The organism is Plantactinospora siamensis, assembly GCF_042434095.1.
GTDB lineage: Bacteria > Actinomycetota > Actinomycetes > Mycobacteriales > Micromonosporaceae > KBS50.
The window spans coordinates 19,074-38,223 of the sequence record NZ_JBHLUE010000012.1 but is presented as its reverse complement, the minus strand read 5'-3'; the positions used below and the strand labels follow the sequence as shown (position 1 = coordinate 38,223).

Sequence of the window (19,150 nt, the reverse complement as noted above, 5' to 3'; positions counted from 1 at the left end):
CAGTCCCGTAGCTCCGCGGGAGGTCAGGGAGCAGTTCATGAAGGAGCCCGGGCTGGGCGCGGGCAACTTCCTCGACTACGCGGTCGAGTTCAACCCCAACCGGGACGTGCACTTCGCGTACACCCACGGGGTGGACCACCGCGGCCAGGTGACGCTGCGCGGCCACAGCCTGGTCGACGTGGTGGCGCTGCGCGACCGGTACGCCCGGTGGTACCACATGATGGGGGTACGCCCCGGCGAGCCGGTCGGCATCGTGGTGGCGGAAGGATTCGAGCCGCTGCTGCACTTCCTGGCCCTGAACGCGCTCGGCGCCATCCCCGCGCCGGTGAACGACGCCATGCGGGCCGACGTGATGAAGCGGTACCTCACCTACGTCGGCGTGGTGGGGGTGGTGGCCGACGACCCGACCCGGCTCGCGGCCGCGTACCGGGCCGATCCGCAGTCCCGGCCCCGCTTCGTGACCCCGGCCCACGAGCTGGCGGCGTTCGACGACGGCGGCGTGGCGCTGCCGGAGGTCTATCCGCACCCGCGGCAGCCGGACGACATCATCGGGATCATCCACTCCTCCGGCACCACCGGCACGCCCAAGGGCACCACGCTGAGCCACCGGTCGTTCTGGGACGGCAAGCAGGACCGGATGATCCGCTTCCCGTGCGAGCCGTACGACAAGCTGATGTCGCTGATGCCGCACACCCACGCGGGCGGACTGAGCTACTTCCTCACCGCCACCCTGCTCGGGCTGCCCACCGTGGTGATGGGCGACTGGCGGCGGGCGACCGTCGAGCCGGTGATGGAGGCGTTCCAGCCCACCATGCTGGCGTCCTTCCCGCGTACCTTCGTCGAGCTGGCCACCGGCGAGCTGCCGGTCAAGGGCGCGGCCCGGGTGCACTCGTGGTTCAACACGGCCGACGCGGCGCACTGGGGACACATCCGCCGCCTCATTCAGCTGGGTGAGCGGCCAGCCGGCCTCATCAAGCCGTGGCTGCTGCCGGCGGAGGCCGCCGAGGAGAAGCCGCTGCCCGGCTCCCAGTACATCGACGGCCTCGGCTCCTCCGAGATGGGCATGGCGCTGTTCGGCGGGCTGTTCACGCCCGAGTCGCCGCGCGCCGACCGCTGCGTGGGCAAGCCGCAGCCGGCGGTCGAACACGCCACGATCCTCGACCCGGACGGCAACGAGGTCCCGGTGGGCACCGTGGGCATGCTCGCGGTGAAGTCGCCGTCCCTCACGCCCGGCTACTGGAACAACCCGCGGCTCACCGAGAGCTTCTGGCTGAAGGGATACTTCCTCACCGGGGACGTCGCGCGGATGGACGAGGAGGGCAACTTCTACCACCTCGACCGCACCATCGACATCATCGACACCCTCGACGGCCCGGTCTACAGCCTGGAGCTCGAGGAGGTGCTCATCGCGGACTGCTGGGACCACATCCGGGACTGCAACGTGGTCGGGGTGCCGGGCCCGGACGGCGACCAGGTGCCCATCGCGGTCGTCCAGCTGCAGGCCGAGGCCGAGCAGGCGCAGGTCACCGAGGAGATGCTGCTGGAGAAGGCCAACCGGGAGCTGCGGGAGAAGGGCCTGGCCCAGCTCGCGGCGGTGCGGATCGCCCGGACGCCCGAGGACTACCCGCTGGGCCCGACCGGCAAGGTGCTCAAGCGGGAGCTGCGCACCCGGCACGCCACCCTGTTCGCCGGATAGGCTGGGGCGTGCTTGATCTACACCGGCTCGAGCTACACCGGCGCGCGCTGCGCCAGAGCGTCGACCTCGTCGACCTGATCGGGGACGACCAGTGGGCGCTGCCGACGCCCTGCGCGGAGTGGGACCTCCGCCAGCTCGTCGAGCACATGACCCTGGACAACCGGGGCTTCGCCGCGGCGGCCGGCGGCGAACGCGCCGACACGGCGGTGTGGAGCGCGCGGGACTTCGGCCCGGACCTGCGGGCCGAGTACGCGCGCTCCGCCGAGCGGGTGGTGGCGGCCTTCCGCAGCCCGGCGCCGGAATTCTGGCTGCCGCGGATCACCCCGGACACCACCTTCGCGGCCGACCGGGCCATCGGGTTCCACCTGCTCGACTACCTGGCGCACGGGTGGGACGTGGCCGCCGCCACCGGCCGGCCGGTCGATTACCCGGCGGACCTGGTCGCGGCCGTGCAGGAGATCGCGGACCGGGACGTGCCGAACGGGCCGAACCGGCTGCGGGCGGGAGCGAGCTTCCGGCCCGCCCTGCCCGCCCAGCCGGACGAGTCGGCGCTGGACCACCTGCTCCGGACGCTCGGCCGGTCCCCGTCCTGGCCGGGCTGACCGCCCGCCGGGACGTCCCTGGCTCCGCGACCCGGGGCGTCCCGCGGGCGCGGGGCGTGGCGTCCCGCGGGCGCGGGGCGTCCCGCGGGCACGGGGCGTCCCGCGGGCACGGGCGTCCTTCGGGGCCGGGCAGCGAGGTCAGAGGACACGCAGGACCATGTCGACGAGGGCGTCGACGTCGGCGTCGGCCATCGGCTCGCCGGTCATGCCCATCCGGTGCAACAGCGTGCCGACCACGACGTCGATGAAGAAGAGCACCCGGTGCTCCGGCTCGTGTAGCGCCGCACGGAGCGCGATCAGGTAGGGCGCCTGGAGCCGGCCACTGAGGATGGCGCGCAGGGCCGGATCGTTGACGGCGTCGGTGAAGACGCCCGCAAAGGCGGCGCCGACCCCCGGCTCGCCGATCTTTGCCGCCACCCAGCGGATGGCGCTGGCCAGCATCTCCTGCGCCGTCTCGCCGGCCAGCGGCACCGGCCCGAACGCGTCCACCAGGCAGGCCGTGATCAGTTCGCCCTTGGACGGCCAGCGGCGGTAGACCGTCGTCTTGGCCACGCCGGCGGCCGCGGCGATGCGGTCGACGGTGGCGTGCGCGTATCCGAGGTCGTGCACGGTGGCCAGGGTGGCCGCGAAGACGGCCCCGTCGACGCCGGAGCGGGGGCGCCCGGGCGGGCGGGCGGACGTGGCCGGTCGGGTCATGGCCACACCCTACCCAGTTATGCTACTTCTAGTATCGATACCTCAAGTAGCGTAAAGGGGAGGACCGATGGCCGGCACCACCACCGCTCGCCCGCCGCTCGGCATCCGGCTGATGGCCGGGCTGCGCAAGGAACCGGACTGGCTCGCCATGCCGCCCGCGGCGCTCGACGACTTCCGCGTCGCCGAGAACCGCAGGCGATCCTCCGCGCTCCTTCGCGTCATCACCGGCTTCCCCGACCGCCGCGCCGAGATCGCCTGGCGCGATCTGGCGCTGCCCGACCGCCGGCTCCGGGTCCGGGTCCACCGGCCGGTGCCCACGCCCGGTGGACTGCCCCTGGTGCTCCACGTGCACGGCGGTGGCTTCGTCGGCACGGCCACGCAGTCCGACTGGGTCAACAGCCACCTCGCCACCCGGCTCCCCGCCGTCGTCGTGTCGGTGGAGCACCGGCTGGTGTCGGCGGGCACCCCGCTGTCGGCAGCCGTCGACGACGGCTGGGACACCCTGCGCGAGGTCGCGACGAACGCCGCCTCGTGGGGCGTCGACCCGGCCCGGGCCGCCGTCTTCGGTGAGAGCGCCGGCGCGACGATCGCCGCGCTGGTCGCGATCCGTGCCCGGGAGGCAGGCCTGCCGCTGCGCGCCCAGGTGCTCGTCAACCCGTGCACCGATCTGACCTCGACCGCGCTCGACTACCCCTCGGTGCGGGAGCACGCCGCCAGCCCGACCCTCACGGTCGCCCAGATGGAGTTCTTCCGCCGGCTGGCCGTTCCCGACGGCTACGACGCCGACGCCGTCTCCCCGCTGTACGCCACCGACCTGGGCGACCTCCCCCCGGCCCTGGTCATCGTGCCGACCCTGGATCCGGTGGCCGACCAGGGCCGCGCCTACGCCACCCGCCTGCGCGCCGCCGGAACGCCCGCCGAGCTCACCGAGCACCCGGGCGCGCCGCACGCCTTTCTCAGCATGCCGGGGATCGTGCGCCAGGCGCGGGCCGCCCGGAAGGAGATCACCGCCTTCCTCGACGGGCGGCTCGCCGGCTGACGGCCCGGACCGCGCCGCGCTCACGGCGCAGAGCCACGCGCTGCGCTCACGGCACAGAGCCACGCGCTGGGCTCACGGCACAGAGCCACGCGCTGCGCTCACGGCGCCGGGCGGGGATCCTCCGCGTCGTGCGGCCGTTCGTCCACGACCTGGCGCAGCTTGCCGGTCAGCGGGTTGGTGACCAGTTCGGACCGGCTCACCCACTCGATCTCGAGCGGGTGGGCCCGGCCCGCGACCACCTCGTCCGGGTAGAGCGGCCGGGCCGCGTACACCGCGTCGATCAACCGGCCGGTGAGCTCGGCTGGCGGCTCCTCCACCCGGGCCAGCCGGATGACCAGGCCGTCCTTGTTGTCCCAGCGGCGCTGCACCAGCTGCATCCCGGTGATGAACCGCTGGGGGTCGGCCGCGATGAGCACCGCGCGGATGTCCTCGGTCGGCATGGCGATCATCCCGACCCGGGCGCCCTCGCCGCCCCGCCCGATCAGGCGGAACCGACCCTGCCTGACGTCGACCCACTCGGCCCGGTCCCCCACCGGATAGCGGATGATCGGCATGAGCGTACGGAACAGGTTGGTGACCAGCACCCGGCCCGGCACGCCGTCGGTGACGATCGGCTCGTTGGTGACCTCGTCGACCAGTTCCACCAGCGTCCGGTGCGGGAACGCCTCGTGCACCCGCGGGTCGTCGCCCGGCACCGGCTGCGCGACCAGCCCGCCGTCCACCGACGCGTACCCCACGGAGGCGACGGCGGCCTTGGGGAACGCGCGGGCCAGGATGGGCCGCAGGTCGTTGAAGAGGATGTCCCCGCCGGACAGCAGCAGCTCGACCGAGTCGGCCGGCTGGCCGCGGCGGACCAGGAACTCGGCCACCGCGCTCAGCTTCATCGGCTCGCCCACCAGCACGTCGATGTCCAGCAGCCCGATCAGGTCAGCGATGTACTCGTCGGAGGCCGCCCCGCCGACCGGCAGCCGGACGTTCTCCACCGGCGCGTTCAGCAGCGAGTGTTCGATGTAGAGGAAGCCGGCGTACAGTTCCCCGGCCCGGAACAGGTTCGCCACCCGGTGCCCCGGCCGGACGCCGGCCCGGACCATGCCCGCGCCGAACGCCTGCACCGAGTCGTAGTGCTCGGTGCGGGTCCACGGCGACAGCTTGGGCCGGCCGGTCGTGCCGCCGGTCTTGTAGATCGCCCCGTCGGTGATCGGACCGGTCAGCAGCGTGTTGTCCCGCGGGGTGTTGGCCGCCCAGAAGGCGTCCTGGTCCACGATCGGCAGCTGGGTGATGTGGGCGATCTGCTCGGGAACGTCGCGGTACAGCTCCCGGTAGAACGGCGAGTTCCGCCGGACGAAGGTGACGAGTTCCTGCAGGGTCTTCGCGGGCATGGCGCCTTCCTGTCCTCCAGCCGCTCCCGAGGCGATCGGGCACGGGTCTGTGCGTGGGCTGTTCCCGGCCGACCCGGGTGCCGGCCGGTGCGGGGCTATTCCCGACCGATCCAGGTGCGGGCCTGGTCCTGGACAACCGAGCCGTCCCGGTCGGCGAGCTTGGCGCCGAGGTAGTCGGCGGCCCAGGCGTTGGTGGGCACCCGGAACGGCGGCCGCTCCGCGCGCAGCGTCCGGACCACCACGTCGGCCACCTCCGCCGCCGACTGGCCGGCGCCCTCCCAACCGTGGTTGACCACCCAGTCGACGTACGCGGCGAAGGTCGGCTCGTACGGGCCCGACGCGGCCTGGATGGTGCGCCGGTTGACGTCGGGGAAGTGCCCGAACCGGGTGCCGGAGACGAAGCCCGGGACCACGATGGACACCCGGACCCCGTGCGCCGCGGCCACCGGCGCGAGGCTCTCCATGAAGCCCTCGACCGCGAACTTCGCGGCGCAGTACGCCTCGTTGAACGGCTGCCCGACCACGCCGTGCACGCTGCCGATGGTGACCAGCCGGCCGGCCGCGGCGCGCAGCAGCGGCATCGCCACCCGGCTCACCGCCACCACGCCGAAGAAGTTGACCTCCATGTTGCGCCGCAGGTCGGCCAGGGTGGACATCTCCATCGTCGGGTCGAAGTTGGAGATCCCCGCGTTGTTGACCAGCGCGTCCAGCCGGCCGTAGGTCTCGCGTACCCCGTCGAGGCAGGCGGCGATCCCGTCGGCGTCGGTCACGTCGAGCCGGCGGATGTCCAGCGACACCCCGGCGGCGGCCGCGGCGTCCCGCAGCGGCCCGGCCCGCTCCGGGTCGCGCATGGTGGCGATCGTGGTGAACCCGGCACCGGCCGCGGCCAGCGCGGTGGCGAAGCCGATCCCGGTCGACGTGCCGGTGATCAGGACGGTCCTCACGACGGGGTCTCCGCCAGCACCGGCGGCGCGCTCTCCCGCTCCCGCCGGGCGGCGTCGAGCAGACGCTGGATGCCGAACGCGGGGACGAACGAGAAGGCCGCCAGCAGGGTGCCGCCGACCATCGTCACCCGGGCGGCGTCCAGGACGCCGAGCGACGGGGTCAGCAGGCTGACCAGGACGCCGCCGACGAGCGCGGCGAGCGGGATGACGCCCCAACTCGCGGTCCGGTACGCGGCGTGCATGACGCCCTGGTTCTCGGCGCTCATCCGCGACTGCCGGGTGGGCGCGCTGCTGACGTTGATACAGGACATGAAGAAGCCGTAGCAGGCCAGCGTCGCCGAGATCACCAGGCCGGGGGGCAGGCTGGGGGCGGCCAGCACACCGAGGCCGACCAGGTTGTGCGCGAGCAGCGCGTACGCCATCATGCGGCCGAGCCCGAGCCGCCGCCCGAGCCGGGGGGCGACCATCGCCCCGACGACCGCGCCGGCGGCCGCGATCGACATGGCGATGCCCAGCAGCGCGGCCGACATGCCCAGTCCTCTATACGCGAGCACCGGCATGATGGTCACGAAGATCGGGCCACCGGAGTTGAGGATGATCGCGGCCAGCACCACCCGGCGCAGCACGGGATCGCTCCAGTTGAGCCGGAACCCGAGGGTGAGCCGGTGCCAGACCGAGCCCTGCTGAGCGACCCGGACGCCCCAGGGGCGCATCACCGAGAAGCAGGCGGCCGAGACCACGTAGCTGGCGGCGTCCAGGATCAGCGCGCCCACCCCGAGGGCGCTGTAGAGGGCGGCGGCGATGGCCGGCCCGCCCACCTCGGCCACCGACCGGGTGCCCTCCAGCCGCGAGTAGCCGCGGACGAGGTCGGACTCGCCGACGAACGCCGGCACCGCCACCAGGGTGCCGACGGTGAAGAAGATGGTGGCCCCGCTGATCAGCGCCACGCAGCCGAACAGCAGCGGCGTGGACAGGAAGTGTCCCCAGTACGCCACCGGGATCAGCAGCACCGCCACGAGCCGGACGAGGTCGCAGGCCAGCATGGTCCAGCGCTTGTCCCAGCGGTCCACCAGCACCCCGGCGATCGGGCCGAGCAGCGGGATGCCCAGGTACTGTGCCATGGCCACCACGCCCACCTCGAAGGCCGAGGCGTGCAGCGCGAAGATCATCAACGCCGGTACGACGAAGATGGTGATCCGGTCGCCGACGTTCGAGACGGCCTGCCCGGTCCAGTAGAGGTTGTACGCCCGGCCGAGTGACGCGGGCCGCCTCACGCCTCCTCCCGGACCACGAAGTTGGACGTCTTGCCGGTCCGGCTGTTGCTGAGCAGCGAGTCGACGGCCGTCACCCGGAAGGCGTCGGGGTCGTGCTGAAACGCCGTGCTCAGCGTGAAGGTCTCGGCCAGCAGCTCCCGGCGCAACCGGTCGGCGAGGTCCGGCTCGGCGGTCCGGTCGGTCAGCAGCAGGACGGTCACCGCGCTGGCCCGGCCGCGGTTCTCGGTGATCACGACCTGCGCCCGGGCCACCCCCGGCGCCCCCTCGACCCGGGCCACGATGTCGTCCACGTGCAGCCCGAGGCCGCGTACCTGCACCACGCTGTCGCGACGGCCGAGGACCCGCATCACCGGGCCGCGGCCGCACGGGCAGTCGACGAGCTGGCCGGCGTCGCCGGTCTGGTAGCGCAGCACCGGGTTGAGCATGTCGGGGTTGAGCGTGGTGAAGTCCAGCAGGCCGTCGGGTCCGACGTGCACCAGCTGCGCGGGCAGCGTGTGGAAGACGTCCATCGGGCAGTCCGGGGTGTTGGTGCCCACCACCCAGGTCTCGGTGCTGCCGAACATGCCCCACCGGCGCGCGTTCGGCGCCACCGCGGCGATGTCCTCGTCCAGGGCGGTGTGCCAGGCCTCGCCGAGCCACAGCACCTTGCGCAGCGCCGGCAGCTCGATGCCGGCGGCCCGCGCGTGGCCGAACCACAGCCGCAGCACGCTCGGCGTTCCGCCGATGGCGGTCACCTCGCGCTGCCGGAACAGGCCCAGCCAGTCGCCGTACTCGTCGGCCGTCACCGAGCCGATCGGGATGACCTGGCAGCCGGAGAGGTCCGCGAACGCGGCGGCGAGGAAGTGCGCGCCCCACATCCGGCCGGCGCCCCAGGCGTTGACGAACACGTCGTCGGGGTCCAGCGGGCGCCACTGCTCGTACACGCCGGTCATGTAGAAGCCGGTCGGGGCGTACCCGACCTTGGGCGACCCGGTGCTGCCGCCGCTCTGGAACAGCCACGTGGCGCTGCCGGCGGCCTTCGGCCGCAGGTGCGCCAGCGCCACGTTGAGATCGTCCTTCACCAGCGGCGGCAGCGCGGCCACGTCGTCGAGGGTGAGCACCTTGTCGACGTCGGCGTACCGGTCGGCCAGCTCGGGCACGGTCTTGAGGAGCCGCAGGTTGCGCTGCGCGACCCGCAGGATCGGCTCGGCCGCGGCGGGCGTGAGGGAGAACGAGGTGGTCATGGCGTGGACCTTCCAGGGGTGGCGAGCCACCGGGCGTGGGTGTCCCGGTAGGCCGTCCAGCGAGCACGGGTGAGGGTGCGCTGCGCGGTGCGCTGCGGGTCGTCGAAATCGGGGGCGATGACGCCGTCGGGCTCCAGCTCGGAGAACCAGAACCGCTCGCCGTCGTGCAGGAAATCCACACAGAAGTACGGGATGGTCAGCCGCTGGGCGAAATACCGCGCCGCCTCGGCCAGCTCCGGCGGGATCGGCACGAAGGCCATGCTGCCGCCGCGGCTGGCGTTGGAGGCCGGCGAGCCGGGCTCGGGCGTGCGGGTGAGCACGTACGGGTGGGCCTCGCCGCCGATGACGTAGACCCGGTAGTCGACGGTGCCGTCCCCCAGGTACGGCTGGATCACCAGCGAGGTGTCGCCGCCCTGGGCCAGCGAGGCGAGTCCCCGGACGTCGTCGGCGTTGCGGGCCAGGTTGAGGCCGCCTCCCCCGCACCAGCCCGCGGGCTTGACGATCACCGGGTACGTCACGTCCTCCAGCGCCACCTCGTAGCCGTGCTTGCCGACGTCCGGTCCGGTGCCGATGCGGACGGTCGGGATGCCCGGCACCGGCGAGTCGGCGAAGTACAGCAGCGACGCGAGCTTGTCGTTGCCGATCTGGCTCACCCAGGACGGGAAGGTCAGGAAGAATCCGAGCTGTTCCAGCACCGCGTATATCGCATACTGGTTGAAGACGTCCATCGCCTGATAAGGCAATGAATACAGGGCCGTGATGAACAGGGTGTCCTCGGGGGTGACCAGATCGTCTTTGACGTAGACCCGCGGTTTTCCGGGGACGAGGTTACTGACGGTTATCTCCGAGGGCGCATTCCGCGTCCAGGTCAGTCCCATTTCGGCGGCGATCTCCGCGTACATGTCCCAGAAGTAGAACTGCCACATGGCCTTCGTCTGGGTGGACTCCCGATCGGGAAAGACCCAGACCATGCGGCGCAGCGAACTAGTCATCCCCGCCTCCGCCCGGCCGCGGGTCCAGCGTCACGCTGTGCCCACGGAACTCGGCGATGACCGCGCCGCCCCGGCGCACGGTCACGTCGTAGACGCCGCCGCGGCCGTACCGGGTGCGCTCCGCGGCCTCGGCGGCGAGCACGTCACCCGGGCGCGCCGGGCGCAGGTACGCGACCTGGGCGCCCTGGGCCAGCGCGACCGGGCCGTGGCTGTTGCAGGCGTACGCGAAGGCCGCGTCGGCGAGCAGGAAGATGATCCCGCCGTGCGCCAGGCCGTGCTGGTTCACCATCTGTTCCGAGACCCGCATGCGGAGACTGGCCCGGCCCGGCTGGACGTCGTCGAGCTCAATTCCAAGCATTTGACACGTCAAATCCCGGACGTGCATTTCCCGCGCACGGGCAAGTGTTGCCGTCATCGACAGCACTCTGGCAACACGATCATGGTATGTCAATCCATCGAACCAGCCTGACGCGAAATCGACTCCCGGCCGTGCCCGGACCGCTGCCGGCACGTCGCGGATATCCGCATGAAATTGGGCAAGTCCCAATTGGCCGTTTCCGTGGCCACGATTCCGAACTGTACGGCCAGCGCGAGCACCTCGTCCACGGACCACTGGTCGTCGGCGTGCACGCCGTGCTTCTGGGCCAGGACCTGACCGTCGGGGGCGATCAGCAGGTCGGCGGGCCGCCCCAGCCGGTCGCCGGTGGGACGCAGCGCCGGCGGCCGGGCGCGGCCGCGGGCGATCTCGACGGCGACGACCGCCACCGCGCGAAGGATCGCGGGCCACACCCGCGGATCGAGCAGCGCGCGGGGCGACGGTTCGACGCCGAACCGCGTGTAGAGCCGGCGTTCCGGATCGGCCACCGCGGCGAACGGCAGGTCGAGCACGTGCGGGCGCAGCTCGTCGGCGGTGGCGTGGAAGACGACGACCTCGCGGACGCCGGCGCGGTCCAGCTCGCCGTGCCGCCGGGCGAAGCCGCGCAGGTGCAGGTGACAGACGGGGCAGCCGGCGAAGCGGCGCAGCTGCAGGTGGACGAGGCGATCCGGGTCCGGCACGGCGATGGCCGCGCCGTCGGTCACGGATGTGAGCCGCAGGTCGGTGACGCGCATGGCAACCTCCACAAGGGGCGTAGGTGTACAGCGTACGCCTACGCCCGTGCCGTACGCTGTCCCTGCCATGCCCCGACCGCGTTCCCTGCTGCCCGATCAGATCGCCGCCGCTGCGCTCACCGTGCTCGACCGGGCCGGGCTCGACGCGCTCACCATGCGGGCCGTGGCCGCCGAGCTGGGCATGAGCACGATGGCGCTCTACCGGTACGTCGACGGCCGCGACCGGCTGGAGACGCTGGTGGTCGAGCTGGTCCTGGCCGGCGTCGACACGGCGCCTCCGGACCCGGGGCCGGGCTGGCGGGCCGCGGTGACCGTGCTGGCCGACCGGATCCGGCTCACGGTCGGCGCGCACCCGGCCGTCGTCCCGCTGCTGATGACCCATCGCCACCGCTCGGCCGGCGTGCTGCGCTGGTCCGAGACCGTCCTCGGGGTGCTCGGCGCCGCCGGCTTCGCCGGGACGGCGCGGGTGGTGGCGCTCCGCGCGATCGTCGCGTACGTCTCCGGCGCGCTCCAGCTCGAGCACCTCGGCCCGCTCGACGGTCCGGGCACCGGGGTCATCGCCGCCCGGCCGGACTTCCCGCTGATGGCCGCCGCGGCCCGGGACGCGCGCGATGTCTCCCGGGACGAGGAGTTCGGCGCCGGCCTGGCCGCGCTGCTGGCCGGGCTCGACCCCACCGGCGGCGCCGGCCGGCGCTGACACCGGGCGGCCGGGGCGGCAGATGTGCCGCCGACGGTACGGCGACGGACGGCGCGAGTTTCCCTTCTGGCAAGGTAGAGCCGACGCCGGAGCAGCGGATTCCGGCGGGACCGACGCCCGCCCGGCGGGTTGGGACCTCCGAAACGACCGCCGGTGGATCGGGGCGAGGAGAACGAGATGACGGACGACACCGCCGAGGGCGCGACGACCTTCGCCGACCTCGGGCTGCGGCCCGAGCTGTTGCAGGAGCTGTCCGCGCTGGGGTACGAGGAGCCGACCCCGATCCAGCGCCGGGCCATCCCCTGCCTGTTGGAGGGCCGGGACCTGCTGGGCCAGGCGGCCACCGGGACCGGCAAGACGGCGGCCTTCGCGCTGCCCATCCTGCAGCGGATGCCCGCCGGTGAGCGCGGCGTGAACCCGCTGGCCCTGGTCCTGGTGCCCACCCGCGAGCTGGCCATCCAGGTCTCGCAGGCGGTGCACCGGTACGGCAAGGAGCTGGGCGCACGGGTGCTGCCGATCTATGGCGGGCAGCCGATCGGGCGGCAGCTGCGCTCGCTGGCCAGCGGCGTGGACGTGGTGGTGGCCACTCCCGGCCGCGCCCTGGACCACCTCGGCCGGGGCACCCTGCACCTGTCGGAGCTGGAGATCGTGGTCCTGGACGAGGCCGACGAGATGCTCGACATGGGCTTCGCCGAGGACATCGACGCGATCCTGGAGAGCGCGCCCGAGCAGCGGCAGACGGTGCTCTTCTCGGCCACCATGCCGGCGCGGATCGAGGGCATCGCCAGCCGGCACCTGCGGGACTCCGTCCGCATCGAGATCGCCCGGGAGCCGGCCCGGCCCGGCGAGGCCCCGCTGGTGCGGCAGAGCGCCTACCTGGTCACCCGGGCGCACAAGCCGGCGGCGCTGGGGCGGGTGCTGGACATCGAGGCGCCCGAGGCGGCCATCGTCTTCTGCCGGACCAGGGAGGAGGTCGACCAGCTCGCCGAGTCGCTGAACGGCCGCGGCTACCGGGCGGAGGCCCTGCACGGCGGGATGAGCCAGGAGCAGCGGGACCGGGTCATGGGACGGCTGCGCGGCGGCACCGCGGACCTGCTGGTGGCCACCGACGTGGCCGCCCGCGGGCTGGACGTCGAGCACCTCACCCACGTGGTCAACTACAACGTGCCGGCCGATCCGGAGTCGTACGTGCACCGGATCGGCCGGGTCGGCCGCGCGGGCCGGGAGGGGGTGGCCATCACCCTCGCCGAGCCGCGGGAGCACCGGATGCTCAAGACCATCGAGCGGGCCACCAAGCGGCGCATCCCGGTGGAGAAGGTGCCGACCAGCGCCGACCTGCGGGCCCGCCGGCTCGAGCTGACCCGCGCGGCGCTGGAGGAGAGCCTGCTGGAGGACGACCTGGACTCGTTCCGGGTCGTGGTCGAGCCGCTCGCCGACGAGTTCGACATCATGGAGGTGGCGCTCGCCGCGGTGAAGCTCGCGCACGAGGCCGGCGGCACCGCCGTGGACGAGGAGGAAATCCCGGAGGTGGCGCCCCCGCGCCGGGAGGGGCGCGAGCGTGGCCCGGGGGGCGGCGCCGGCGGCGGTCGCGGCGAACGGCGGCCGCGCGGCCCGGCGGGCGGGATGACCCGGCTGTTCGTGGGCGCCGGCCGGCACGCCGGCGTCCGCCCGCAGGACCTGGTCGGGGCGATCGCCGGCGAGTCCCAGCTGAGCGGCCGGGAGGTCGGCTCGATCGAGATCGCCGACCGGTTCTCGCTGGTGGAGGTGCCGGAGGCCGCCGCGCAGGACGTGATCGCGGCGCTGCGCGGCACGACCATCAAGGGCCGCAAGGTCACGGTACGCCGGGAGCGGTTCGAGCCCCGGTGACCGGGGATGGCGCCCGGTGGACGGGTTGCCGGCCCGGGCGCCGGCAGCTCACCCGTCGAGGTCGGCCGCCAGGCGCGGCACCTCGTGCGCCGGGAGCAGACCGCTGCGCTCGACGGCGGCCACGATGCGCGGATCGAGCAGCCAGGCGATGCCGTCGTTGCCGCCCGCGTACAGCGTGCACAGCCTCGGCACCGCGCCGGCCCGCCCGAGCAGGTCGTTGACCACCGCGAGCGGGCGGACGGTGGCCGTTTCCCAGGCGCGGTAGTCGGTCCAGTCCTCGGGCCCCCAGACCCGGCAGGGCCGCCCGTTGATCGTCACCACGTAGTCCTCGCGAGTGCTGGACGGCACCCGATCCGCTCCGAACCGCAGCTCGACGCCGTGCGCCAGCAACGCCGGCGCCATCGACCGCAGTTGGTCCGGCACGCGGCCCTCCGCCATCTCCTCACCGTCGACGAAGAACCATCGCACGTCGGCGTCCGCGTCCAGCAGCCGGAACGGATATCCGCCGGCGGCGACCTCCCGGGCCTGCTCGGCGGCCGCCGCCGCGGGCAGGTGCCGCCACATCCCGAGGTCTTCCAGCGTCCGCGCGAGCAGGGGCCACCGACGATCCATGGCCCGATCATCCCGGCGGGGTACGACGATTTCCAGGCGAGCGCCTCGGTGGCCCACCGGCTTCGCGGGAGTGCGACCGAACCCGCTCAGGGGTCGATCGACGCCAGGCCGTCGAGGTGGCCGAGCGGGGCGTGCGGCGGGCGCCACTCCAGCAGGATCGACGTGGCGTCATCATCCAGCTCGTCATCCTGGTACGCGACGACCGAGCGCACCAGCCGGCGCATGGTCTCCGGGCTCGGCAGCCCCTCGTTGAGGGCGCGGTTGACGAAATCGACCAGCCGGTCCTGCCCGAACCGCTCCCCGTCGCCGCGCCGGGCGTCGGTGATCCCGTCGGTGTAGGCGAGGATGCGGTCGCCCGGGTGCAGGTCCCCCTCGTCCACCCGGGGAAGGCGGTCCGACAGGTGGCCCAGGCCCAGCGGCAGCGCCCCCCTGGTCGGCAACTCCCGGATCGCCTTCCCGTCGCGCAGCAGCAGCGCGCCGGGATGGCCCGCGTTGATCATCCGCAGCCGCCCGGTCGTCCGGTTCAGCTCGAACAGCAGCGCGGTGGAGAACAGGTTCGGGTGCTCGGCCCGCACCCACTTGTCGATGCTGCGGGCCGTGTCGACCAGGTCGAGGCCACACCGGCGGGCGTTGCGGTAGGCGCTGACCACCAGCGAGGCCAGGGTGCTGGCCTTGATGCCGTGCCCGCAGGTGTCGAAGAGGCCGACGCTGAGGATGTCGCCGTTCAGCGCGTAGTCGAAGATGTCCCCGCCGACGTCGTAGCACGGCTCGAGGATGGCGGTGATCACCAAGTCGTCGGTGGCGAAGGTCAGCGGCGGCAGCAGCCCCCAGACGATCTCGGCGGCCACCTGCATGGGATAGCGGCGCCGCATCCGCTCCACCACATCGCCGTACGGTCGGCGGGTCACCAGGACCTGCGCGACGCTGACCGCCAGTTCCGTGGCGGCCGACACCAGCGCCGGGTCCCCGGCGGCCGGCGACACCACCTCCAGCACACCCATCCGTTCGCACCCGATGAGCAGCGGAACCCAGATGCGGTCGGGGTCCTCGATCGCGTGCTGCGGTTCGAGATCGGTGAACGCGCGGCCGGCCAGGGTGGCCTCGATCGGCAGGACGTCCCGGTACATGCCGGCGCCGAGCAGCGGCACCAGGAGCGCCTGCGCGTAGTCGGCCAGGAAGATCACGATCTCGCTGGCGCCGATCGCCGGTCCGGCGCGGCTCACCAGCGCGGACAGGTCGTCGGGGCCGCCGCGAGGCGCGGTCAGGTGCAGCCACCGCACCGCGTCGCCGGCGTCGCCCAATCCCCCACCTCCCGCATCCCGCCCCACCGTACCCGCCGGGGCGGACATGCCCGCGCGACCGTACCCGCCGCCTCGCACACGGCCGCGGCGCCGTACCCGCCGCGGCGCGGCCGTGCGCGCGGCCATCGACCCGGGCGGCGCCGGCGGGCGGCTCCGGGACATTTGTCCCGGCCGGTCGTGGACCGCCGGATCTGCCCGGCCCGCCCGCGGGTTCCTAGCGTGAACGGCATGGAGAACACAGCCGTACGCCTGATCGGGCTCACCCGGCGGTTCGGGACGGTCCGGGCGGTCGACAACCTGGACCTGACCATCGCGGCGGGCAGCACGGTCGCCCTGCTCGGACCCAACGGCGCGGGCAAGACCACCACCATCTCGATCATGCTGGGGCTGTCCCCGGCCGACGCCGGCGCCGCGACCCTGTTCGACCGCGCCCCCGCCGAGGCGGTCCGGGCCGGTCGGGTCGGCGCCATGCTGCAGGGCACCGGGTTCGTGTCCAGCGCCACCGTCCGGGAACTGGTGGAGCTGGCCCGGGCGCTCTATCCCCGCCCGCTGGCCACCGACCGGATCCTCGCGCTGGCCGGCCTCACCGATCGGGCCGGCCGCCGACTGGACCGGCTCTCCGCCGGCGAGGCCCAGCGGGCCCGCTTCGCGTTCGCGCTGGCCGGTGGCCCGGAGCTGCTGGTCCTGGACGAGCCGACCACGGCCATGGACGTGGCCGCCCGGCAGGCGTTCTGGGGCGCCATCCGCGAGTACGCGGGGGCGGGCAACACCGTGCTGTTCAGCACCCATCACCTGGACGAGGCGGACGGGTACGCCGATCGGGTCGTGGTGCTGGCCGCGGGCCGGGTGGTGGCCGACGGACCCCCAGCGCAGGTCCGCATGCTGGCCGGCGGCCGGACCGTGGCCTTCGACCTGGCCGGCCGGCCGACCGACGGGCTCCGGTCGCTGCCCGGCGTGCAGTCGGTCGAGTTCCGTGGCGACCGGGTGGTGCTGCTGACCGATGACGCCGACGCCACGGTGACGGCGCTGGCCGCCACCGGCGGCTTCCGGAACCTCGAGGTGAACGCCGCCAACCTGGAGGCCGCCTTCCTCGCCCTCACCGCGTCCGGAACGGAGCACTGAGATGCGCGCATACCTGGTCTTCGAGCTGCGCCGGCTGGCCCGTGACCCGCGGATGGCGCTGTTCACGGTGCTGTCGCCGGTCGTCACGTACGTGATCTTCTCCGGGTTGCCGGGCCGCGGCGACCGGCTGGAGGGGGTGGGCGCGACCGCCGCGCTGATGGTCGGCCTGGCCGGCTACGGCGCCATGGCGGGGGTGCTGTCGATCGGCGCGGCCGTGGCCCAGGAGCGCGCGGTGGGCTGGCTGCACCAGCTGCGCGTCACCCCGCTGCCGCCGCTGCGGGTGGTGGCCGCGAAGGCGCTGGTCTGCACCCTCACCGGGGTGCCGCCGGTGGTGGCGGTCGGGCTCACCGGGCGGATCCAGCACCACATCGAGCTGGGCGCCGGGCGGTGGCTCGCGCTGCTGCTGCTGATGTGGCTCGGTTCGGCGCCGTTCGCGCTGCTCGGGCTCGCCATCGGGTACGGGCTCGGCCCCCAGCTCGCCCAGTCGGTCAACTTCCTGGCCTTCCTCGGCCTGTCGGTCCTCGGCGGGCTGCTCGTACCGGTGGCGTACTTCCCCGCCGTGCTGCGGCACCTGGCGCACGCCACCCCGACGTACCGGTTCGCCGAGCTCGGCTGGCGCGCGGTGGCCGGGCTGGCGCCCAGCCCGTCCGGGCTGGCCGTGCTTGCGGGCTGGACCGGGCTGTTCCTGGCGCTGGCCGGGTACGCGTACCGGCGCTCGACCGCAAACCGGTGACGACGGCTACCGTGAGGGCCATGTCCGGCACCGACGGCGCGGCGCCGCCGCGGCCCGCGCGCGGATGGCGCGGGTGGCTGTTGGTGGCGACCCACACGCTGTGGTTCTGGCTGCTGGTGGCGCCGGCCGGCGCGGTCGCGCACGGGCGGGTGCGCCCGGCCGCGCCCGCGGTGGCCGGCCTGCTGGCGTTCGCCGTGCTCTACCTGGCCCTGGTGGCCGTGCCGGTGGTCGAGCTGGCGGTCCGGCCAGCCGTGCGGCACGCCGGGTTGGCGCTGTTCGCGCTGCTCGGCATCGTGCTCGCCGGCGCGTACGCCAGTGGCCCGGCCGGCTGGCTGGTGCTGCTCATGTACGTGGCCGCGGCCGGCGCGGTCGGCCTGGACCGGACCGGCTGGGCCTTCGCCTGGGTGGGCGGCAGCGTGCTGGCCGTCCTGGCGATCGGGGCGGCCGACGGGGTGAGCGCCCACGACACCGCCGAGACGGCGCTCATCACGCTGCTCGCCGGCGCCGTGACGCTGGCCTTCGCCCGGATGGCGCGGGTGGTGGACGAGTTGCGGCGCACGCAGCGGGAGCTGGCCCGGACGGCGGTGGAGCAGGAGCGGCTCCGCTTCGCCCGGGACCTGCACGACCTGCTGGGGCACACCCTGTCGCTGGTGGTGGTGAAGGCCGAGGTGGTGCGCCGGCTGGCGCCGGCGGACCCGGGGCGGGCCGCCGCGGAGGCCGGCGAGATCGAGCGGATCGGCCGGGACGCGCTTGCCGAGGTGCGGGAGGCGGTCACCGGCTACCGGGAGCGCGACTTCGGGCGGGAGGTGGACAACGCCCGCACCGTGCTGAGCGACGTGGGCATCGCCGTCACCGTGCGGGAGAGCGGGCATCCGCTCGGGGTGGAGGCCGATGACGCGTTCCGCTGGGCCCTGCGCGAGGGGGTGACGAACGTGCTGCGGCACAGCCGCGCGTCCCGGTGCGAGATCGGGGTCCATGGCGGCGTACGGGAGTCGGTGCTGACGGTGCGGGACGACGGCGTGGGTGGGCGGGCGCAGCCGGGCAACGGCCTACGCGGGCTCGGCGAGCGGCTGGCGCGGGCCGGCGGCGAGCTGCGCCTCGAGCCGGTGCGCGGCGGCGGGATGCAGCTCACGGCGCGGGTCCCCGCCCCCGCTCCCGGGGCGCGGCCGGCGCCGGAGGCGGCCTCACGCCGGACCGACGCCCGCCGCGGCGACGACCGCCGGACCGACGCCGGCGGCCCGCCGGGGCGGACCGGATGATCCGGCTGCTGCTGGCCGAGGACCAGGGCATGATGCGCGGCGCGCTGGCCCTGCTGCTGAACCTCGAACCCGACATCGAGGTGGTGGCCGAGGCCGGCACCGGGGAGCAGGCGGTGGCGGCCGCGCTGCGGGCACGCCCGGACGTGGCGCTGCTGGACATCGAGATGCCCGACGGCAGCGGCCTGGACACCGCCGCCGTGCTGCGGGAGCGGCTGCCGTCCTGCCGGGTGCTCATCCTGACCACGTTCGGCCGGCCCGGCTACCTGCGCCGGGCCATGGAGGCCGGCGCCGGTGGCTTCCTGGTCAAGGACGGCCCGGTGCAGGAGTTGGCCTCGGCCGTCCGCCGGGTGCTGGCCGGCGAGCAAGTGATCGACCCCGCGCTCGCCGCGGCGGCCCTGTCGGCGGGGCCGAACCCGCTGACCGAACGGGAACGGGACGTGCTGACCGGGGCCGTCGACGGCGCCACGGTGGCCGACATCGCCGCCCGGCTGCACCTGTCGGAGAGTACGGTCCGCAACTACCTGTCGGCCGCGATCGGCAAGACCGGCACCCGGAACCGGATCGAGGCGGCCCGCACGGCCCGCGCCAACGGCTGGCTCTGAGCC

At 73.9% G+C, this 19,150-nt stretch carries 19 protein-coding genes; 9 read left to right on the top strand and 10 right to left on the bottom strand.

Going from position 1 to position 19,150, the window contains the following annotated elements; genetic code table 11:
- Window positions 1-37 precede the first annotated feature (37 nt).
- Entirely contained in the window at window positions 38-1,696 is a 1,659-nt protein-coding gene (locus ACFFHU_RS16635) for a class I adenylate-forming enzyme family protein (RefSeq protein WP_377339917.1), read from the top strand.
- Window positions 1,697-1,704: 8 nt separating this feature from the next.
- Window positions 1,705-2,298: a TIGR03086 family metal-binding protein gene (locus tag ACFFHU_RS16630; RefSeq protein ID WP_377339915.1), complete on the top strand. Its 594-nt coding sequence runs from the start codon at window positions 1,705-1,707 to the stop codon at window positions 2,296-2,298.
- Window positions 2,299-2,436: 138 nt separating this feature from the next.
- Here ACFFHU_RS16630 and ACFFHU_RS16625 read toward each other — a convergent pair whose 3' ends face one another.
- Window positions 2,437-2,994, bottom strand: a complete 558-nt coding sequence (locus ACFFHU_RS16625; protein WP_377339913.1) for a TetR/AcrR family transcriptional regulator — start codon at window positions 2,992-2,994, stop codon at window positions 2,437-2,439.
- Window positions 2,995-3,061: 67 nt separating this feature from the next.
- On the opposite strand from ACFFHU_RS16625, the gene ACFFHU_RS16620 reads away from it, so the two are divergent.
- Entirely contained in the window at window positions 3,062-4,033 is a 972-nt protein-coding gene (locus ACFFHU_RS16620; RefSeq protein WP_377339911.1) for an alpha/beta hydrolase, read from the top strand.
- A gap of 98 nt (window positions 4,034-4,131) precedes the next feature.
- Here the strand turns inward: ACFFHU_RS16620 and ACFFHU_RS16615 are convergent, their stop codons facing one another.
- The 7 genes from ACFFHU_RS16615 to ACFFHU_RS16585 all read right to left on the bottom strand — a co-directional run bounded on the left by ACFFHU_RS16615 (window position 4,132) and on the right by ACFFHU_RS16585 (window position 10,955).
- On the bottom strand, window positions 4,132-5,412 hold the full coding sequence (locus ACFFHU_RS16615) for a phenylacetate--CoA ligase family protein (protein ID WP_377339909.1): 1,281 nt from the start codon (window positions 5,410-5,412) through the stop codon (window positions 4,132-4,134).
- A 95-nt stretch (window positions 5,413-5,507) separates the two neighbouring features.
- Entirely contained in the window at window positions 5,508-6,356 is an 849-nt protein-coding gene (locus ACFFHU_RS16610; RefSeq protein ID WP_377339907.1) for an SDR family NAD(P)-dependent oxidoreductase, read from the bottom strand.
- A complete protein-coding gene (locus tag ACFFHU_RS16605) occupies window positions 6,353-7,630 on the bottom strand; it encodes an MFS transporter (RefSeq protein WP_377339905.1) in 1,278 nt (425 codons plus the stop codon). Before ACFFHU_RS16605 ends, ACFFHU_RS16610 begins: the two co-directional genes overlap by 4 nt.
- The gene (locus ACFFHU_RS16600) at window positions 7,627-8,853 is read right to left on the bottom strand and encodes an AMP-binding protein (protein ID WP_377339904.1); all 1,227 of its coding nucleotides are present in this window, start codon (window positions 8,851-8,853) and stop codon (window positions 7,627-7,629) included. The genes ACFFHU_RS16605 and ACFFHU_RS16600 overlap by 4 nt, the downstream gene beginning before the upstream one ends.
- Window positions 8,850-9,845 (bottom strand): ATP-grasp domain-containing protein, encoded by a 996-nt coding sequence (locus ACFFHU_RS16595; protein ID WP_377339902.1) that lies wholly within the window; start codon window positions 9,843-9,845, stop codon window positions 8,850-8,852. Before ACFFHU_RS16595 ends, ACFFHU_RS16600 begins: the two co-directional genes overlap by 4 nt.
- Window positions 9,838-10,203: a hydroxyphenylacetyl-CoA thioesterase PaaI gene (gene paaI, locus ACFFHU_RS16590; RefSeq protein ID WP_377339900.1), complete on the bottom strand. Its 366-nt coding sequence runs from the start codon at window positions 10,201-10,203 to the stop codon at window positions 9,838-9,840. The genes ACFFHU_RS16595 and paaI overlap by 8 nt, the downstream gene beginning before the upstream one ends.
- Before the next feature lie 89 nt (window positions 10,204-10,292).
- Window positions 10,293-10,955 carry an AhpC/TSA family protein gene (locus ACFFHU_RS16585; protein ID WP_377339899.1) on the bottom strand — a complete coding sequence of 221 codons (663 nt, stop codon included), beginning with the start codon at window positions 10,953-10,955 and terminating at the stop codon, window positions 10,293-10,295.
- A 67-nt stretch (window positions 10,956-11,022) separates the two neighbouring features.
- On the opposite strand from ACFFHU_RS16585, the gene ACFFHU_RS16580 reads away from it, so the two are divergent.
- Together ACFFHU_RS16580 and ACFFHU_RS16575 are read left to right on the top strand one after the other, a co-directional pair.
- Window positions 11,023-11,652, top strand: coding sequence for a TetR/AcrR family transcriptional regulator (locus tag ACFFHU_RS16580; RefSeq protein ID WP_377339897.1), 630 nt, complete (start codon window positions 11,023-11,025; stop codon window positions 11,650-11,652).
- Between the two features lie 177 nt (window positions 11,653-11,829).
- On the top strand, window positions 11,830-13,518 hold the full coding sequence (locus tag ACFFHU_RS16575) for a DEAD/DEAH box helicase (protein ID WP_377339895.1): 1,689 nt from the start codon (window positions 11,830-11,832) through the stop codon (window positions 13,516-13,518).
- A 48-nt stretch (window positions 13,519-13,566) separates the two neighbouring features.
- Here ACFFHU_RS16575 and ACFFHU_RS16570 read toward each other — a convergent pair whose 3' ends face one another.
- Both ACFFHU_RS16570 and ACFFHU_RS16565 read right to left on the bottom strand, forming a co-directional pair.
- The gene (locus ACFFHU_RS16570; protein WP_377339892.1) at window positions 13,567-14,130 is read right to left on the bottom strand and encodes a hypothetical protein; all 564 of its coding nucleotides are present in this window, start codon (window positions 14,128-14,130) and stop codon (window positions 13,567-13,569) included.
- 86 nt (window positions 14,131-14,216) lie between these two features.
- A complete protein-coding gene (locus ACFFHU_RS16565; RefSeq protein ID WP_377339889.1) occupies window positions 14,217-15,479 on the bottom strand; it encodes a PP2C family protein-serine/threonine phosphatase in 1,263 nt (420 codons plus the stop codon).
- A 180-nt stretch (window positions 15,480-15,659) separates the two neighbouring features.
- Here ACFFHU_RS16565 and ACFFHU_RS16560 point away from each other — a divergent pair, with 180 nt between their 5' ends.
- From ACFFHU_RS16560 to ACFFHU_RS16545, 4 genes are read left to right on the top strand one after another with little or no spacing between them, the layout of a single operon-like run.
- Entirely contained in the window at window positions 15,660-16,553 is an 894-nt protein-coding gene (locus tag ACFFHU_RS16560) for an ABC transporter ATP-binding protein (RefSeq protein WP_377339887.1), read from the top strand.
- 1 nt (window position 16,554) lies between these two features.
- The gene (locus tag ACFFHU_RS16555; RefSeq protein ID WP_377339885.1) at window positions 16,555-17,286 is read left to right on the top strand and encodes an ABC transporter permease; all 732 of its coding nucleotides are present in this window, start codon (window positions 16,555-16,557) and stop codon (window positions 17,284-17,286) included.
- A gap of 20 nt (window positions 17,287-17,306) precedes the next feature.
- The gene (locus ACFFHU_RS16550) at window positions 17,307-18,545 is read left to right on the top strand and encodes a sensor histidine kinase (protein ID WP_377339882.1); all 1,239 of its coding nucleotides are present in this window, start codon (window positions 17,307-17,309) and stop codon (window positions 18,543-18,545) included.
- Window positions 18,542-19,147: a response regulator transcription factor gene (locus tag ACFFHU_RS16545; RefSeq protein ID WP_377339880.1), complete on the top strand. Its 606-nt coding sequence runs from the start codon at window positions 18,542-18,544 to the stop codon at window positions 19,145-19,147. Before ACFFHU_RS16550 ends, ACFFHU_RS16545 begins: the two co-directional genes overlap by 4 nt.
- Window positions 19,148-19,150 lie beyond the last annotated feature (3 nt).

Coding starts and splice junctions, on each gene's coding strand:
- ACFFHU_RS16635 (WP_377339917.1), top strand. CDS start 38: ATGAAGGAGCCCGGGCTGGGCGCGGGCAACTTCCTCGACTACGCGGTC.
- ACFFHU_RS16625 (WP_377339913.1), bottom strand. CDS start 2,994: ATGACCCGACCGGCCACGTCCGCCCGCCCGCCCGGGCGCCCCCGCTCC.
- ACFFHU_RS16620 (WP_377339911.1), top strand. CDS start 3,062: ATGGCCGGCACCACCACCGCTCGCCCGCCGCTCGGCATCCGGCTGATG.
- ACFFHU_RS16615 (WP_377339909.1), bottom strand. CDS start 5,412: ATGCCCGCGAAGACCCTGCAGGAACTCGTCACCTTCGTCCGGCGGAAC.
- ACFFHU_RS16600 (WP_377339904.1), bottom strand. CDS start 8,853: ATGACCACCTCGTTCTCCCTCACGCCCGCCGCGGCCGAGCCGATCCTG.
- ACFFHU_RS16595 (WP_377339902.1), bottom strand. CDS start 9,845: ATGACTAGTTCGCTGCGCCGCATGGTCTGGGTCTTTCCCGATCGGGAG.
- paaI (WP_377339900.1), bottom strand. CDS start 10,203: ATGCTTGGAATTGAGCTCGACGACGTCCAGCCGGGCCGGGCCAGTCTC.
- ACFFHU_RS16585 (WP_377339899.1), bottom strand. CDS start 10,955: ATGCGCGTCACCGACCTGCGGCTCACATCCGTGACCGACGGCGCGGCC.
- ACFFHU_RS16580 (WP_377339897.1), top strand. CDS start 11,023: ATGCCCCGACCGCGTTCCCTGCTGCCCGATCAGATCGCCGCCGCTGCG.
- ACFFHU_RS16575 (WP_377339895.1), top strand. CDS start 11,830: ATGACGGACGACACCGCCGAGGGCGCGACGACCTTCGCCGACCTCGGG.
- ACFFHU_RS16570 (WP_377339892.1), bottom strand. CDS start 14,130: ATGGATCGTCGGTGGCCCCTGCTCGCGCGGACGCTGGAAGACCTCGGG.
- ACFFHU_RS16565 (WP_377339889.1), bottom strand. CDS start 15,479: ATGTCCGCCCCGGCGGGTACGGTGGGGCGGGATGCGGGAGGTGGGGGA.
- ACFFHU_RS16560 (WP_377339887.1), top strand. CDS start 15,660: ATGGAGAACACAGCCGTACGCCTGATCGGGCTCACCCGGCGGTTCGGG.
- ACFFHU_RS16555 (WP_377339885.1), top strand. CDS start 16,555: ATGCGCGCATACCTGGTCTTCGAGCTGCGCCGGCTGGCCCGTGACCCG.
- ACFFHU_RS16550 (WP_377339882.1), top strand. CDS start 17,307: ATGTCCGGCACCGACGGCGCGGCGCCGCCGCGGCCCGCGCGCGGATGG.
- ACFFHU_RS16545 (WP_377339880.1), top strand. CDS start 18,542: ATGATCCGGCTGCTGCTGGCCGAGGACCAGGGCATGATGCGCGGCGCG.